This window comes from Microbispora sp. NPDC046933, from assembly GCF_040644635.1.
Classification (GTDB): Bacteria; Actinomycetota; Actinomycetes; order Streptosporangiales; family Streptosporangiaceae; genus Microbispora.
On the sequence record NZ_JBEYWW010000002.1, the window covers coordinates 118,810 to 134,147 of the forward strand.

Here is a 15,338-nt window from a genome sequence, read left to right on the forward strand (position 1 = left end):
GGGCAATGTCCGCGCAAGGAACGGGCAACGCCGCGGCGGGGTGTCCGCGCGGCCGGCCCCGCCCGCTGATCTCCTTTGCCCTGCGCCGCCGCCCAGCGGATCTCGCTGGAGAGGCGGCGCGAACGGCCGGCCCGTCCACGCCGGTTCCGAGGTGCCCGCCGTATCAGGGCATTCGACGATCGACAAGGAGACCGCACATGAACCGACTTCGTCACCTCCTGCCCGCAGGTCTCGCGGCGGGCACGCTGGTGGCCGCGATGGCCCTGACCGCCCCGGCGGCCACCGCCGCCCCGGCCGCGAGCGGGCGCGCGAACGTCGTCACCGCGCTCGGCTACAACAGCACGGGCTGGACCTACCGCCAGGTGCCCTCCACGACCCAGGTGCCGGACTTCGCCGAGCGGGGATTCGACGACAGCGCCTGGCCGACGGGACAGGCGGGCTTCGGCACCACCAACGGGACCTGCTCCTGGAACAACCCGGCCAGCGTCAAGACCCCGTGGGCGGTCAACACCGACATCCTGGTGCGCCACTGGCTGCACCTGCCGCGCGACGCGCAGGAGGTGCGCATCCAGGGAACGGTGGACAACGAGGCGCAGGTCTACTTCAACGGCCACCTCCTGCAGAGCGTCAAGGGCGGCAACTGCGCCGGCGGGGCGATCGACGTCGTCGTGCCCGCTACCTACCTGGACTGCTGCAACCTGCTCGCCGTACGCGGCCACGATGTCGGCGTGGCGGCCTACCTGAACCTCCGGGTGACCTACGTCAAGCCCACGCAGGCGCTCTGACGTTTCCGGCGGTGTGGCGCCCGGCACCGGCCGCGCTGTATCGGCCGCGCTGTGCCGGGCGGCATCCGGGGACGCGGTATTCCGGTTACAAGGATGTGGAGCGGTGATGAAGCTCCCGCGCGAGGCCGGGTCCGCGGACTCCGGACGGCCCGAGCCGCGGCCCGCGTCCTGTAGCGTGCTGGACATGATCCCGCGTATCCCCGTCAGCGTGGATCTCGTCGTGCTCACCGTCAGGTCCCAGCAGCTCAGCGCCCTTGTCTGGCGGCGCGACCGGCCGCCGTACGAGGGCCGGTGGGCGCTCTCCGGCGGTTTCATCAAGCTGGAGGAGGACCTGCCGGCCGCGGCGGCCCGCGTGCTGGCCGAACGGGCCGGCCTTCCCGGAGCGCCGGTCCACCTGGAGCAGCTCCAGACCTACGGCTATCCGGACCGCGATCCGCGCCAGCGGGTCGTCAGCGTGGCCTACCTGGGCCTCGCCCCCGACCTGCCCGCGTCCACCGAGGCCCACATGAGCTGGCAGCCGGTGGCCGAGCTGACGCAGATGGCCTTCGACCACCGCAGGATCATGCTCGACGGCGTGGAGCGGGCCAGGGGCAAGCTCGAATACACCTCGCTCGGCGCCGCCTTCTGCCCGCCCGAGTTCACCGTCGCGGAGCTGCGCCGCGTCTACGAGATCGTCTGGGGGCGTCCGCTCGACCCGCGCAACTTCCACCGGAAGGTCACCAAGACGGAGGGCTTCCTCGTGCCCACCGGGCGCACCACGACCCGGGACGGCGGCCGTCCCGCCATGCTCTACCGCCGGGGCCCCGCCGTGCTGCTGCACCCGCCCATGCTGCGCACCTGACCGGCCGCCTGGCCGGGTGGTGGACGTGCTTGGTGGGCGGGTTCGCGGGACTGCGCCGCCTGGAAGCTCCGGTCCTCGCGAAGTCCGCTCCGCTGGTCGACTTGGCAGGAAGACGCTCCTCGCAGGCGGTGACCAGGCGCCGCTTCTGCCCGTGACCGTCCTCGGGTTTCCCCGCGCATCCGGACGGGGAGACAGGACAGCCGTTGACGAATGGTCCGACTCACAGCGATCTTTCAGGATATATTCCGGCCTATGCTGGCTGCGGCCCCCCGCATCACCGATGCGCCGGCCATTTCCCCCGGACCGTCCCGGCTGCGCGTGCTCGACCTGCTGCGGTTCTGCGCGGCCCTCGGCGTCGTCCTTTTCCACTTCGGCGAGACACGCGCCTGGGGCACGCCCAACGCCTTCCCCGCGCTGAGCGCGGTGACCATGTTCGGCGTGTACGGCGTGCGCCTGTTCTTTCTGATCAGCGGATTCGTGATCCTGATGAGCGCCTGGGGCCGCACGCCCGGGCACTTCGCGGCGTCGCGGATCGCCCGGCTGTTCCCGGCGTACTGGGCGAGCGTGCTCGTCCTGGGCGGCCTGGCCGTCGGAGGACTGATCACCGACCACCGGCCGAGCCTCACCGAACTGCTGGCCAACATGACGATGCTCCAGCACGGCTTCCGCGTACGCGACCTGGAGATCGTCTACTGGACGCTGTGGCAGGAACTGGTCTTCTACGCCCTCATCGCCTGCCTCGCGGCCGTGGGGATCACCTACCGCCGGTGCCTGGCGTTCATGGGAGCGTGGGTGCTGCTGCTGGCGATCGCCGACCGGGTGAACGCCGACCTGCTGCAGGCGGTGCTCGTGCCGTTCAGCGCGCCGTACTTCATCGCGGGGATGGCCCTCTATCTCGTCCACCGCTTCGGCGGGTCGCTGTTCCCCTGGCTGTTCGTGGGCGTGGGCTGGGTGCTCGGGCTCTACGCGGTGCTGAACGAGGAACCGCCGGCGCTCCGGAGATACGGGCAGGCGCTTGGCTCGGCGCTCGTGGTGGCCGTGATCTCGCTGATCTTTCTGGTGATGATCCTGGTGGCGGTCGGCGCGTTCGACCGGTTCGACTGGCGGTGGCTCACCTTCCTCGGCACGCTGACCTACCCGCTCTACCTCTTCCACCACCACGTCGGGTTCCTGCTCATCCAGTGGCTCCACCCGGCGCTGGGCAACCGCGTCACGCTCCCGCTGGCCGTGGCCGCCGCGCTCCTGGTCGCGTACGGCGTGCACCGGCTGGTCGAGCGGCCCCTGCAACCCCGGATGCGCGCGGCCCTGGACCGCTCGCTCACGGCCGACGCCGGCCGCGTCCCCTCGGCGACGGCGGAGACGGCGGCGGTCTCTCCCGTGTCCCCAACGCCTCCGCCGGTTTCCCCGCCGCCGGTGTTCCCGCCGGGGGCACCGGCGCCGTACGCGGGGACGACGCCCGGGGCCGGCTATTTGCCCCGGGGCGGGTAGACCTCGCCGGGGCGCAGTGTGCGGCCCTGCAGCAGAGTCGTCAGCGTGACGAACTTGTAGTGCTGCTTCTCCAGCGCGGTGAGCACGCCGGGCATGGCCTTGACCGTCTCGGGGACGATGTCGTGCAGCAGGATCACGCCGTTGCGCTTGGCGAGCTTCAGCGTGCGCTCGGCGATCACCTTGGTGTCGCGGGCCTGCCAGTCGAGCGTGGACCCCGTCCACAGGATCTGCGGCAGTCCCAGATTGGCCATGAGACCCGCGATCCTGGAGTTGGTCGCGCCGTTCGGCGGGCGCATGTAGTCCGGCATCTTGCCGATCGTCTGGTAGATGACCTCCGATGTGCTCGAGACCTCTTCGAGCACCTCACCGTCCGACAGCGTGGTGAGCGAGGGGTGGGTCCAGGTGTGGTTGCCGATGTCGTGCCCCTCCTCGTAGATCCGCCGGGTGAGCTCGGGACGGTAGGCCACCTTCCTGCCGAGCAGGAAGAAGGTGGCCTTCGCCTTGTGCTTCTTCAGCGTGTCGAGCAGGGCCGGAGTGTAGGGCCACGGGCCGTCGTCGAAGGTGAGGGCGATGCACTTGTACCGGGCGCAGTACGGCTCGTCCTTCTTCTTCACCTCGGCCGGGGTCGCGGCCTTCGTGGTCACGGCCTTCGTGGTCAAGGCCGACGCCTCGGCGGTCGCGGCGGTCGCGGGTCCGGCCGCGGTGGGGACGACGCACACGCCGGCTGCGCAGACACCGGCCATCACGATTCTTACTTTCCGCCACATGTCGCGGGATCTTAGTGAAACCCGGCGAGATGGTCATCAGAGCGGCGGAACGGCGTCCTTCGCCCGCTGGAGGGCGAGCTCGGGCCACCACGCGCCGCCGTACGGCGGGACGACGCCGTACACCGGGTCGACGGACCCGCCCTCGCCCCGCGTGCACCGGTCGTCGGACATGCCGGCCGGCCGCACCCACAGGTACGCGTCCACGAGCGCGCTGCCGGTGCGGGTGGTCGGCCGTACGCCTGCGCCGCGTCCCGGCGGGTTGCACCAGGACTGGGGGTCCTTGTACCTGCCCTCGGGCGGGTTCCAGCCGCCCTTTCCGTTCCTGCTCGTGTCGATCACGAAGTGGGGGAGCCCGGCCGTCTCCGCGTCCGTGCCGGCGTCGGCGCAGGCGCGGTCCCGGCCCGAGGACTTGGTCTTCACACAGGCGGCGAGGCGGGTGCCGTACGCGACGAGCTGGTCGGTCTTCTGATATCCCGCGGCGTTGAGGTAGAAGCCGTCCGCGCCGGTGATCCCGGCATCGACCAGCCGAGCCGCGGTGACCTCCAGTGACGGCCAGCCCTCCAGGCTGCCGTCGAGATAGACGGCGGTGTTCGGCAGCGCGCCGAGCCGCTCGACCGCCGAGGCGAGCATGCGCAGCCTGGCGCGCTGGTCGGCGGCGTCACCCAGCGAGCAGTCCGGCGAGCCCGGCAACTCCGCCAGGCTGTTCGGCTCCAGCACGAACACCGCCCGGCGGTCGCCGACGGCCGACGCGAGCGCGTCGATCCAGGAGAGGTATTCCGCCGAGTCCGCCGCGCCGCCGTCCTCGTTGCACGCCCGCAGTGGGACGTGGTCGGTGACGAAGACCGGAACCGCGTCCTGTCGCGCCGCGGCCTCCAGCGTGGCGCTCGCCGTACGGGCGGCCTCGCCCGCGCTCATCCGCCCGAGCCACACGGCCCTGGGCACCGCGGCCAGCTTCCGCATCGTCGCGGCGTCCTCGGCCCGCCCCGCCGCCTGCCAGACGTCCGCCTGGTGCGCCTCGTCACCGGTCGGGCTCGCGTAGAGCCGTACGGCCTGCCCGCGCAGCGGGTTGCCGCCCGAGGCGCTCGCGGTGGCGCGCGCCGGCGGCGTGGTCCGCCCTCCACCCGACGCCTGCCCTCTACCCGATGCCTGCCGTCCGTCCGACGCCTGCCGTCCGTCCGACGCCTGCCGTCCGTCCGAGGACGCCGACTGCACGGCGGCGACGACCCCGGCCGTGACCACGACGGCCGCGGCGGCGGCCGCGATCCCCAGACGCAATCCCGACCTTCGCAATCCGGACCTTCGCCCCGTTCCGGTGGCCGCGCCGGACGTCCCGTCGCCGGTCTGTGTCCCGGCGCCGGTCTGTGTCCCGTCGGACGGCGAGACCACGGGCACCGTGCCCCGCCACGCGGCCTCCGGCGCGGGCTCGATCGGCTCCTGGCCGGTCAGCATCTCGACCAGCCGCTGGGCGGTGGGGCGCCGGGCCGGGTCCTTCGCCAGCGCCAGGTCGACGATCGACCGCAGCCGGGGGTCGAGGCCCGAGATGTGCGGGGGCTCGTGCAGCACCCGGTAGAGGATGCTCGGGATCGACCCGCCGCTGAACGGCGCCCGGCCCGAGGCGGTGTACGCCACCAGGGCGCCCCAGGCGAAGATGTCGGACGCCGGGGTCAGCCGGTCGCCCTTCGCCTGCTCCGGCGACATGAAGGACGGCGTTCCCGCGACGATGCCGCTGATGTCCGCGGTGGTGTCGGTGACCTGGGCGATGCCGAAGTCGATGACCTTGGGACCGACCGGCGACAGCAGCACGTTCGACGGCTTGAGGTCGCGGTGGATCACCCCCGCGCTGTGGATGGCCTGCAGCGCCACGGCCACGTTCACCGCCACCGCCTCCAGGCTCGACCCCGACAGCGGCCCGCGCTCCCGCACGACCTCCTGCAGGGTGGGCCCCGGGACGTACTCGGTGGCGAGGTAGGCGACGTCGCCGTCCAGCCCCGCGCCGAGGACGGCGGCGGTGCAGAAGCGGGCGACCCGCTGCGCGGCGGCGACCTCGCGCTGGAACCGGCGCCGGAAGTCGGGGTCGGCCGCCCACTGCGGGTGGATCACCTTGACCGCCGCCTCGCGGTCCTCGTCGTCCCGGCCGAGATAGACCGTGCCCATGCCGCCCTGGCCGAGCCTGCCGAGGATGTGGAACGGTCCGATTCGCCGGGGATCGTCGTCCCGCGGTCCCTCGCCCTGCGAGCCGCTCGTCATGCTCTCCCCGATCGCCGGTTACCGCGTGATCCTAACCATGCGGTCCCCTGCCGACCAGGCGCGGTACAGCGAGCGTCAAGGGGCTTGAAAGCGCACCGGGACAAGCTGTCCACAACAACGAGGAAAGGACCCCAGTCATGACCCTCACCCGCTCCCTGGCAGGCATCACGCTCGCGGCCGGCATCCTGGCCCTCGCCCCGCTCGCCACCGCCACGGCCGCCCAGGCCGCCGCCCCCAAGCCCTGGGGTCCCTACTACGCGGCCGGGTCGACGGCCAAGACGAGCGGCTCGCTGACCGCCGCGGCCAAGGGCGACAAGAGTTCGCCGGCGCCGTACGTCAAGGTCTCCGGCAGCGTCACCAGCCTGACCCGCAGCGCGTCCACCTGCGGCTGGGCCCTGTTCCGCGTCAGCTACTTCGACGCCGCCAACAAGCCGCACCTGGCGTACCGCAACTACCGCACCTGCTCGTACGGCGCGAAGAAGACCTTCGCCTTCACCGTCAAGAACGTCGGCGAGGTCGAGCTCAAGGTCTGCTCCGAGGCCAAGGCCGCCAAGCCGTCCCTCAACTGCCAGTACGCCGGCGCCTGGAAGACGCTCTACGCCTACTACAAGTAGGGCCGGCGAGTCGTCCACAGGGGGTGTGCGGGGTGCCGCCGGAGCAGGCGGATCTCCTATCGTTAGGACATGCCTCGATTCCGCTCGATCCTCGACACCATGCCGGCCTACAAGCCCGGCAAGGCCGTGGTCTCCCCGGACGGCCGCTCGTACAAGCTGTCCTCCAACGAGAGCCCCTTCGGACCCCTGCCGTCGGTGGTGGAGGCGATCGCGCGGGCGGCCACGGAGGTCCACCGCTATCCCGATCCCGGTGCGGTGCGGCTCACCGAGACGCTCGCCGAGCGGTTCGGCGTGCCGTACGACCACGTCGCGCTGGGCGCGGGATCGGTCGCGGTCGCGCAGCAGATCCTGGAGGCGGTCGGCGAGCCGGGTGCCGACGTGGTGTACGCCTGGCGCTCGTTCGAGGCCTACCCGCTGCTGGTCGGCCTCTCGGGCGCCAACGCGGTCGAGGTGCCGCTGCGCGACGAGACGCACGACCTCGACGCCATGGCCGAGGCCATCACCCCGGAGACGCGCCTGGTCTTCGTGTGCAACCCCAACAATCCGACCGGCACGGTGAACCGGGCCGGCGAGCTCACGCGGTTCCTCGACCGCGTGCCCGAGAACGTCACCGTCGTCCTCGACGAGGCCTACCGGGAGTACGTCAGGGACGAGGACGTGCCGGACGGCCTCACGCTCTACCGCGAGCGCCCCAACGTCGCCGTCCTGCGCACGTTCTCCAAGGCGTACGGCCTGGCGGGGCTGCGGGTCGGCTACCTGATCGGGCACGAGCCGGTGGCCGCCGCGGTCCGCAAGACGCTGCTGCCCTTCGCGGTCAACCACCTCGCCCAGGCCGCCGCGATCGCCTCCCTGCGGGCCGAGGACGAGCTGCAGGAGCGGGTCGAGACCGTGATCAAGGAGCGCAGCCGCGTCAGGGAGGCGCTGCTGTCGCAGGGCTGGACCGTCCCGCCCACCGAGGCCAACTTCGTCTGGCTGCGCCTCGGCGAGCGCACGATGGAGTTCGCCGGGAAGTGCGCGGCCGTGGGCGTCGCCGTGCGCCCGTTCGACGGGGAGGGGGCCCGGGTCTCGATCGGCGACCGCGAGGCCAACGACGTCTTCCTCGCCGCCGCCGAGGCGTTCCGGCAGCTCGTCACCGACTAGCGGGCCAGGTACTGCTGGACGAGCGTGTTTGTGGCCCGCCCCACGTGGTCGAGGTCGGCTCCGAGCTTGACCAGGACCTGGGCCGCCACGCTCTCGCCATCGCGGATGAGCCCGAGCAGGATGTGCTCGGTGCCGATGTAGTCAAGGCCGCGCTGCAAGGACTCCTGGTTCGACGACTGGAAGACGCCGGTGGCCGCCGCGGTGAACGGAAGGTGCCCCGGTGTGGCGGCCCGGCCTTGGCCGACGACCTCCTTGACCTGCAGGCGCACACCCTCAAGGCTCAGGCCCAGGCTCGTGAGAACCTGGGCGGCCACGCCCTCACCTTCACGGATCAAGCCGAGGAGGATGTGCTCGGTGCCGATGGAGTCGTGACTGAGCATCCTGGCCTCGTCCTGGGACAGGACGACGACACGTCGCGCTCGGTTGGTGAACTTCTCGAACATCCCGTCGCTCCTCGCAATCTGATGGACTCTATGTGGTTTCCGCTGTCGTGACTGGGGTGTGGCCGACGGTAGTAGACCACCGAGTTGACCGCTCCGGCCTCCGCGAGGCGCGCCGGCCCAGCCGTCTTCTCGCGATTTCCCCGTGCGAATATCGCGGGATAATCGGCATATCGCAGCGAAATCGAGCGGCTGATTCGGTCACGGCCTCGAATTACCGGTCTCGCTCTCGCGTTTCATCGAGCCGGCTCGGTTTCACGACTCGGAGGTCGGCTGGGGCGCGGGGACGCGTCCGTGATCCGCGGGAGTTTCCTCCACCGCCGGTGGCGCGGCCCGCTTGCGGCGCTCGGTGGAGACCACCAGCGCGACCCCCACGACGATCAGGGCTCCCGCCACGAGCATGGCCGCGGTGACCGGTTCCGACAGGACCACCATCCCGAGGATCACCGCCACCACCGGGTTCACGTACGCGTAGGTGGACACGAGCGAGATCGGCGCGTGGCCGAGCAGCCAGATGTACGAGGTGAAGCCCACCAGGGAGCCCACCAGCACCAGGTAGGCCAGGGCCGTCCACGACTGCCAGCTCACCGCGCCGAGGTGCAGCCGCTCGCCCCGCGCGAGGCCCATGACCAGCAGCGCGGTGCCGCCCACCGCCATCTCGACCGTGCTGGCCACGAACGGGTTGGCCGGCATCGGGATCCGCGGGGAGACGAACGATCCCACCGACCACGACAGCGAGCCCAGCAGCACCACGGCGATGCCTGCCCCGCTGCCGGACGCGCCGCCGCCCCGGAGCGAGAGGAAGGCGACCCCGGCGAAGCCGACGAGCACGCCGGTCAGCGTCAGCACGTGCGGCCGGTCCCTGAAGACCGTCCTGAGCACGATCAGCCACAGCGGGGTCGAGGCGACGAGCAGCGCGGCGAGGCCGCTGGAGATGTGCTGCTCGGCCACGGCGACCATGCCGTTGCCCCCGGCGAGGAGCAGGAGCCCGACCAGCGCGGCGCCGCCGAACTCCCTCCATCGCATGCGGAGGGGCACGGCCCTGACGAGCAGGACCGTGCCGAGGACCAGCGCCGCCGCGACGAAACGGAGCCCACCGCTCATCATCGGCGGAAGGGTCTGGATGGCGATCGCGATGCCGAGGTACGTCGAGCCCCACACCACGTACACGGCCGCCAGCGCCAGCCACACCCGCACGTCATGACCGTTTCGTTCCATAGGTCATGACGATAGACCGTCGCTTTCCGACGGTGATTACCGGTTCAACTTCTCCACGATCAGCCGGTAGAGCTGTCGCGGGCGGCCCGGCTGGGGGGTGCGGTTCGGCGGAAGCGGCCACGCGAGTCCCTCGTCAACCAGCGTGCGCAGCAACCGCCTGGCCGTACGCGGGGTCACCCCGAGCATGCGCCCGGCGCCCTCCGCGTCCACGACCGTGTCCCCGCCCTCCAGCTTGGCGGCCAGGCGCGCCAGCACCTCGACCCCCTTGGGCTTGACCGGCCCGCCCGGCTGGGGCGGCATCCTGGGCGGCGGCACCAGTGCGCGGCCCTCCCGGTCCACCGCGAAGCCCTGCGGCTGCTTGCCGCCCTGAGTACGGGCGAGCGCGCCTCTCGCGTGCGTCTCGGCCTCGTGCGTGGTGCGCCCCATCCCCACACCCACCTCGACGGCCAGGCCAAGCTCCTCGCGGATCCTCGCGGCGAACGGCAGCACCCGGAACCCGTCCGTGGCCGTCGCGATCGAGCCCTTCGTGGCCACCACGAGGTAGCTGTGGTCGTCGATCGGCCACACGCTCGCGTTGATCCGGTTGGCCTCCTGCACCAGCAGGCGGTGCAGCGACAGGCGCAACTCGTCGCGCCAGTAGCGCGGCGCGGCCCGCCGTACCGGCTCGCGCAGCGTCGGCACCTCGACCAGCACGACCGTGAGCTGCGACTCCTCCAGCCGGTGCCGCGCCCCGAGCAGCGCGGCCGTGTGCAGCGCCGTACGGACGGCCGCGGAGGTCGGCCGGATCGGCACCACCGGCACCCCGGCGGAGGTCAGCCGGTCGGCCACGCCCTGGACGCACGTCAGCGCGCCCGTGGTGGCCCCCTGGCGGAACAGCCGCTCGTGAAAGGCCGTGATCGTGCCGACCGGGCCCGGCTCGTCACGGCTGTGCACCTCCCCTGAGGAGAGGTTGAGGTCCGCGTACGCCTCGTCGATGTCCGGCCGGCCGAGCACGTCGACGCTCACCCGGCGCGGATCGATCCGCTCGTCCAGCGCGGCCCGCGCGATCGCCGCCACGAGCGCGGCTCCGCCGAGCTGCACGTGCGTGGCGGGCATCGTCAGCACTCCGGCCCGCCTGGCGAGCTCGAAGGGCACCGGACTCGCGAACAGGCACGCGTCCACACCCGGCCCGAGCCGTGTCACCTTGTCCGCCGCCTCCTGCTCGTCCCGGTACGCGGCGGCGACCAGCCGGCAGGGCACCGGGGCAGCCGAGTGCCCCATGAGCATCACCCGCTCGACCAGATCATGCGACCCCACCACGCCGATGGTGAGGTCGGGTGTCACCGTGCCCAGACGTGACCCGCGCGGAGTGTCTTCCGTGCGCTCGACCAATGTTCGTCCCATCCCACGTCGCCCTCGTTGTTGTGGCTTCTCTTTGGAACGATCGCTGGTTAAGGCCGTAATGTCACGCCCAGATTTGCCGGAATACCATTCTGGGTGGTCTCGGCGCTTCCGTAAATCGGAAGGTCCCCGCTGGTCAGGGCATTAGTAAAGGTTTCCGGACTCAGCCCTCGTCCGAAGTGGAAATTTCACGCACCACATCTGCGCCGAGTGCCTGCATACGCTGTGCGAGCGCGGCGTGACCGCGGTCGATGAGATATCCGGACCCGATCGTGGTCTCGCCCTCCGCCGCGAGACCGGCGAGCACGAGCGCGATTCCCGACCGAAGGTCGTGCGCCGTCACCTCGGTGCCGCGCAGCGGCGTCGGGCCGTGCACGACCGCCCGGCTGCCCTCGACCTCGACGTTGGCCCCCATCTTGTTCAGCTCGCCCGCGAGCGCGAAGCGGCCGTCGAAGATGCGCTCGTGGATGTAGCTGGAGCCGTCCGCGAGGCAGGCCACGGTCATCAGCGGCGACTGCAGGTCGGTCGCGAAGCCGGGGTAGGTGTCGGTGATGACGTTGATCGGGCGCAGCGGGCGGTTGCGACGGACCTGGAGCACCGCGCCGTGGTTCTCGAACTCGACGCCCATCTGCTCCAGCTTCCACCGGACCACGCCGAGGTGCTCGAGGGAGGCGCCGACCAGGCTCACCTCGCCTCCGGTGATCGCCGCGGCCATCGCGAACACGCCCGCGTCGAGCCGGTCGGGCATGACCGTGTGCTCGACCGCGGTCAGCTCGTCCACGCCCTCGACCGTGATGAAGCCCGTGCCGCCGCCGCGGATGCGCGCGCCCATCCTGGTCAGCATCGTGATGACGTCGAGCACCTCGGGTTCGAGGGCCGCGTTCTCGATGACGGTCGTGCCCCGCGCCAGCGAGGCGGCCATGATCAGGTTCTCGGTGCCGGTGTGCGACGGGGTGTCGAGGTACAGGGGGGCGCCGATCAGGCCGCCGGCCTTGATGTGGATGACGGCCTCGCCCTCGTCCACCATCGCGCCCAGGCGCTTGTAGCCCAGGTAGTGGAAGTCGAGGTTGCGGCTGCCGAGGTTGCACCCGCCGATGCCCTCGATGATCGCCTCGCCGAGGCGGTGGAGCAGCGCGGGGACGAACAGCACCGATCCCCGGAACCGGCGGGCGATCTCCGCGGGCAGGACCGGGCTGGTCAGCTGGGAGGCGTCGATGACGAGCGTCCGCTCGCTCTCGTGGAACTCCACCTTCGCGCCCACGGCCTGGGCGAGCTCGACCGCCCGGCGCACGTCCTCGATGACGGGCACGTTGCGGAGCACCGTGCGGCCCTCGGCCGCGAGCAACGCCGCCCCGATCATGGGCAGTACGGCGTTCTTCGCGCCCTGGATGAAGGCGGTTCCACGCAGTACGTTGCCACCGCGCACGCGGTAACGGACCATGAATTCGACTCCTATTTCGGGGGAAGGGTGGGGGACTCCCGTCAGCCGGCAGCCGAGTCGTCGGCGAGGACGATCGGCCTAGAGTAGCCGCTGTCCCGGGAGTTTCGGGGAGGAACTACCCCCAGAACGCATGGGGGAACAGGTCACTTGAGACTACTTGCGTGACCTGTGTGATTCAGCCGCGGAAGCGCTCTCCGGTGAGCCGCTCGTACGCCTCGACGTAGCGGCTGCGGGTGCGCTCGACGATCTCGTCGGGCAGCGGCGGGGGAGCCTCGCCCGACGACCTGTCCCAGCCCGACTCGGGGGACAGCAGCCAGTCCCTGACGAACTGCTTGTCGAACGACGGCTGGGAGCGGCCCGGCTCCCACTGGTCCAGCGGCCAGAAGCGGGAGGAGTCGGGCGTCAGCACCTCGTCGCCCAGCGTCAGCACGCCGTCGGCGTCCCAGCCCAGCTCGATCTTCGTGTCGGCCAGGATGATGCCACGTTCCAAAGCGATCTCGGCGCCACGGCTGTAGACGTCGAGGGTGATCCGGCGCAGCCGCTCGGCCACGTCCTCGCCCACCTCCGCCGCGACCTCCTCGTACGTCATGGGCTCGTCGTGCTCGCCCATCGGGGCCTTGGACGACGGCGTGAAGATCGGCTCGGGCAGCCGGGACCCGTCGGTGAGCCCCTCCGGGAGCCGTACGCCGGAGACGACGCCCTCCCTGCGGTAGTCCACGAGCCCCGAGCCGGTGAGGTAGCCGCGGGCCACGCACTCCACCGGCACCATCCGCAGCCTGCGGCACAGCACTCCACGGCCGGCGAACTCCGCCGGGACGTCGGTCGAGACCACGTGGTTGGGGACGACGTCCTTGAGCTGCTCGAACCACCACAGCGACAGCCGGGTGAGGATCTCCCCCTTGTCGGGGATGCCGGGTTCGAGCACGTAGTCGAAGGCTGAGATGCGGTCGGACGCGACCATCAGCAGCAGCCCGTCGGGCGTCTCGTAGAGGTCGCGTACCTTGCCGGAGTGCAGGTGCTTCACCGTTCCATCTTCCCAGCTCTTCACCGCGACTTGAGCAGGGGGAGAGTGCGCAGCCGCGGGTGGATGTGATCGGCCACGAACGGGGGAACGACGGGGGAACGGGGCACTCCCGCCGTACGGAGGACCACCGGGCGCCGCCACGCGCGTTCCGCCTCACCGTCCTGCAGGCCGGAGATGGACCTGCTCGACCCGGGGCCTGGCGACCGTGGCCAGGCGACCTCCCTCCGCTGATCAGATGGTATGTCCGCGTACGAGTCGTGTACCGATCGTTACGCGGACATCACCGATCGTCAGGCGTCAGGAGGAGGCGGCGGCCAGGGCGATGTCGGAGCGGTGGTGGGAGCCGCGCAGCGTGATCTGCTCCAGCGCCTCGTAGGCACGCGCCCGCGCCTGCGCGACGTCCGCGCCCGTGCCGACCACGTTGAGCACCCGCCCGCCGCTCGACACGAGCCGGTTGTCCCCGTCGAGAACCGTGCCCGCGTGCAGCACGTACGCGCCCTCGGCCGTCACCGGAAGCCCCGCGATCGGGTCGCCCTTGACCGGGTCGGCCGGGTAGTTCTCGGCGGCGAGCACCACGGTCACGGCGGCCCCGTCGCGCCAGCGCAGCGGCGGGTGCCCGGCGAGCGTGCCGGTCGCGCACGCGAGCAGCAGCCCGCCGAGCGGGGTCTCCAGCCGGTCGAGCACGACCTGGGTCTCCGGGTCGCCGAACCGCGCGTTGAACTCGATCACCCGGGGGCCGGCCGAGGTCAGCGCCAGCCCGGCGTACAGCACTCCCGTGTACGGCATGCCGCGCCGCGCCATCTCGGCCACGGTCGGGCGCACGATCTCGGCCATCACCCGCTCGGACAGGTCCTCGGGCGCCCAGGGCAGCGGGGTGTAGGCCCCCATGCCGCCGGTGTTGGGGCCCTTGTCGCCGTCGTAGGCCCGCTTGAAGTCCTGGGCCGGCTGCAGCGCCACCGCGCTCGTCCCGTCGCACAGCGCGAACAGCGACACCTCGGGGCCGTCGAGGTACTCCTCGATGACGACCCGCTCGCACGCCCTGGCGTGCTCCAGGGCCTCCTCGCGGCTGTCGGTCACCACCACGCCCTTGCCCGCGGCCAGGCCGTCGTCCTTCACGACGTACGGCGCGCCGAACGCGTCGAGCGCCGCCGCGGCCTCCTCCTCCGTGGTGCAGGTGTACGCGCGCGCGGTCGGCACCCCGGCGGCGGTCATCACGTCCTTCGCGAAGGCCTTGGACCCCTCGATCCGCGCCGCCTCCGCCGACGGGCCGAAGCAGGGGATCCCGGCGGCCCTGACGGCGTCGGCGACGCCGGCGACCAGCGGCGCCTCGGGGCCGATCACGACGAGGCCGGCGCCCAGTCGCTCGGCGAGCGCCGTCACCGCCGCGCCGTCGGTCGGCGTGACCTGGTGCAGGGTGGCCACTTCCGCGATGCCGGCGTTGCCGGGGGCGCAGTGGACTTCTTCGACGGCGGGGTCGAGCCGCAGGGCCCGGCACAGAGCGTGCTCGCGACCCCCGGAACCGATGACAAGTACGCGCACCCGACCATTGTCGCAGTGGTCGGCGGCCTCCCGTTCTCGGGCGGGGGCGAGCGCCCGGGTGAAGGCGTCCCTTCATGGCCGAACCGCCCGAGCACGTCGACGGCATGGTCGAGGCGTACTCCGGCGGGATGAGGAGTCCCTATCCGTACGCCGGGGCGTCTTCCGCCGGCTGACGACGCCAAGCATGCTGACCTGCCCGTTTCGGGTGGGATACACACGGATGGCTAGTTTGTTCGGGCTGTTTTTGGCAAGAAGTGCATGATCGGTGGCACTTGACGCGGGTAACCTGGAACAGGTGTCCAACGGCCGTGTGGTAGGTTAGATAGGCTTCGCGCTGTCTCGTGGCGATTGGAGGTGGTCTGGGATGAATTCTGGTGATCCCGTCAGTACGTGCTCGCGCACGTACGTCGTGCG

General features: G+C 71.3%; 12 protein-coding genes and 1 pseudogene. 5 read left to right on the forward strand and 8 right to left on the reverse strand.

Going from position 1 to position 15,338, the window contains the following annotated elements; genetic code table 11:
- Positions 1-197 precede the first annotated feature (197 nt).
- The 3 genes from ABZ857_RS02975 (at position 198) to ABZ857_RS02985 (ending at position 3,114) form a co-directional block, all read left to right on the forward strand.
- Complete coding sequence (locus ABZ857_RS02975; RefSeq protein ID WP_357036541.1) at positions 198-785, forward strand: hypothetical protein; 588 nt, start codon at positions 198-200, stop codon at positions 783-785.
- A 184-nt stretch (positions 786-969) separates the two neighbouring features.
- Complete coding sequence (locus ABZ857_RS02980; protein WP_357036544.1) at positions 970-1,626, forward strand: NUDIX domain-containing protein; 657 nt, start codon at positions 970-972, stop codon at positions 1,624-1,626.
- A 252-nt stretch (positions 1,627-1,878) separates the two neighbouring features.
- Positions 1,879-3,114: an acyltransferase gene (locus ABZ857_RS02985; protein ID WP_357036548.1), complete on the forward strand. Its 1,236-nt coding sequence runs from the start codon at positions 1,879-1,881 to the stop codon at positions 3,112-3,114.
- Here the strand turns inward: ABZ857_RS02985 and ABZ857_RS02990 are convergent.
- The gene (locus ABZ857_RS02990; protein ID WP_357036551.1) at positions 3,093-3,881 is read right to left on the reverse strand and encodes a polysaccharide deacetylase family protein; all 789 of its coding nucleotides are present in this window, start codon (positions 3,879-3,881) and stop codon (positions 3,093-3,095) included. The two genes, ABZ857_RS02985 and ABZ857_RS02990, sit on opposite strands and share 22 nt — an antisense overlap.
- A gap of 36 nt (positions 3,882-3,917) precedes the next feature.
- The gene (locus tag ABZ857_RS02995) at positions 3,918-6,128 is read right to left on the reverse strand and encodes a glycoside hydrolase family 6 protein (protein ID WP_357036554.1); all 2,211 of its coding nucleotides are present in this window, start codon (positions 6,126-6,128) and stop codon (positions 3,918-3,920) included.
- A gap of 137 nt (positions 6,129-6,265) precedes the next feature.
- Here ABZ857_RS02995 and ABZ857_RS03000 point away from each other — a divergent pair, with 137 nt between their 5' ends.
- Together ABZ857_RS03000 and hisC are read left to right on the forward strand one after the other, a co-directional pair.
- Positions 6,266-6,742 (forward strand): hypothetical protein, encoded by a 477-nt coding sequence (locus ABZ857_RS03000; RefSeq protein ID WP_357036557.1) that lies wholly within the window; start codon positions 6,266-6,268, stop codon positions 6,740-6,742.
- Positions 6,743-6,811: 69 nt separating this feature from the next.
- A complete protein-coding gene (gene hisC, locus ABZ857_RS03005) occupies positions 6,812-7,882 on the forward strand; it encodes a histidinol-phosphate transaminase (RefSeq protein ID WP_357036560.1) in 1,071 nt (356 codons plus the stop codon).
- A 41-nt stretch (positions 7,883-7,923) separates the two neighbouring features.
- Here the strand turns inward: hisC and ABZ857_RS03010 are convergent.
- From ABZ857_RS03010 to purD, 6 genes and pseudogenes are all read right to left on the reverse strand, one after another.
- Positions 7,924-8,325: pseudogene (locus ABZ857_RS03010) on the reverse strand (Clp protease N-terminal domain-containing protein); the annotation flags it as partial.
- 252 nt (positions 8,326-8,577) lie between these two features.
- Positions 8,578-9,540: an EamA family transporter gene (locus ABZ857_RS03015; RefSeq protein ID WP_357036563.1), complete on the reverse strand. Its 963-nt coding sequence runs from the start codon at positions 9,538-9,540 to the stop codon at positions 8,578-8,580.
- A gap of 36 nt (positions 9,541-9,576) precedes the next feature.
- The gene (locus ABZ857_RS03020; RefSeq protein ID WP_357037386.1) at positions 9,577-10,806 is read right to left on the reverse strand and encodes a transcriptional regulator; all 1,230 of its coding nucleotides are present in this window, start codon (positions 10,804-10,806) and stop codon (positions 9,577-9,579) included.
- A gap of 277 nt (positions 10,807-11,083) precedes the next feature.
- Complete coding sequence (gene murA, locus ABZ857_RS03025; protein WP_357036566.1) at positions 11,084-12,361, reverse strand: UDP-N-acetylglucosamine 1-carboxyvinyltransferase; 1,278 nt, start codon at positions 12,359-12,361, stop codon at positions 11,084-11,086.
- 175 nt (positions 12,362-12,536) lie between these two features.
- Positions 12,537-13,385 (reverse strand): phosphoribosylaminoimidazolesuccinocarboxamide synthase, encoded by an 849-nt coding sequence (locus ABZ857_RS03030; RefSeq protein WP_079314598.1) that lies wholly within the window; start codon positions 13,383-13,385, stop codon positions 12,537-12,539.
- A 297-nt stretch (positions 13,386-13,682) separates the two neighbouring features.
- The gene (gene purD / locus ABZ857_RS03035; protein ID WP_357036569.1) at positions 13,683-14,924 is read right to left on the reverse strand and encodes a phosphoribosylamine--glycine ligase; all 1,242 of its coding nucleotides are present in this window, start codon (positions 14,922-14,924) and stop codon (positions 13,683-13,685) included.
- Between the last annotated feature and the right edge of the window lie 414 nt (positions 14,925-15,338).

Coding starts and splice junctions, on each gene's coding strand:
- murA (WP_357036566.1), bottom strand. CDS start 12,361: ATGGTCCGTTACCGCGTGCGCGGTGGCAACGTACTGCGTGGAACCGCC.
- ABZ857_RS02985 (WP_357036548.1), top strand. CDS start 1,879: ATGCTGGCTGCGGCCCCCCGCATCACCGATGCGCCGGCCATTTCCCCC.
- ABZ857_RS02990 (WP_357036551.1), bottom strand. CDS start 3,881: ATGTGGCGGAAAGTAAGAATCGTGATGGCCGGTGTCTGCGCAGCCGGC.
- ABZ857_RS03020 (WP_357037386.1), bottom strand. CDS start 10,806: ATGCTCATGGGGCACTCGGCTGCCCCGGTGCCCTGCCGGCTGGTCGCC.
- ABZ857_RS02995 (WP_357036554.1), bottom strand. CDS start 6,128: ATGACGAGCGGCTCGCAGGGCGAGGGACCGCGGGACGACGATCCCCGG.
- ABZ857_RS03000 (WP_357036557.1), top strand. CDS start 6,266: ATGACCCTCACCCGCTCCCTGGCAGGCATCACGCTCGCGGCCGGCATC.
- ABZ857_RS02975 (WP_357036541.1), top strand. CDS start 198: ATGAACCGACTTCGTCACCTCCTGCCCGCAGGTCTCGCGGCGGGCACG.
- hisC (WP_357036560.1), top strand. CDS start 6,812: ATGCCTCGATTCCGCTCGATCCTCGACACCATGCCGGCCTACAAGCCC.
- ABZ857_RS03015 (WP_357036563.1), bottom strand. CDS start 9,540: ATGGAACGAAACGGTCATGACGTGCGGGTGTGGCTGGCGCTGGCGGCC.
- ABZ857_RS02980 (WP_357036544.1), top strand. CDS start 970: ATGATCCCGCGTATCCCCGTCAGCGTGGATCTCGTCGTGCTCACCGTC.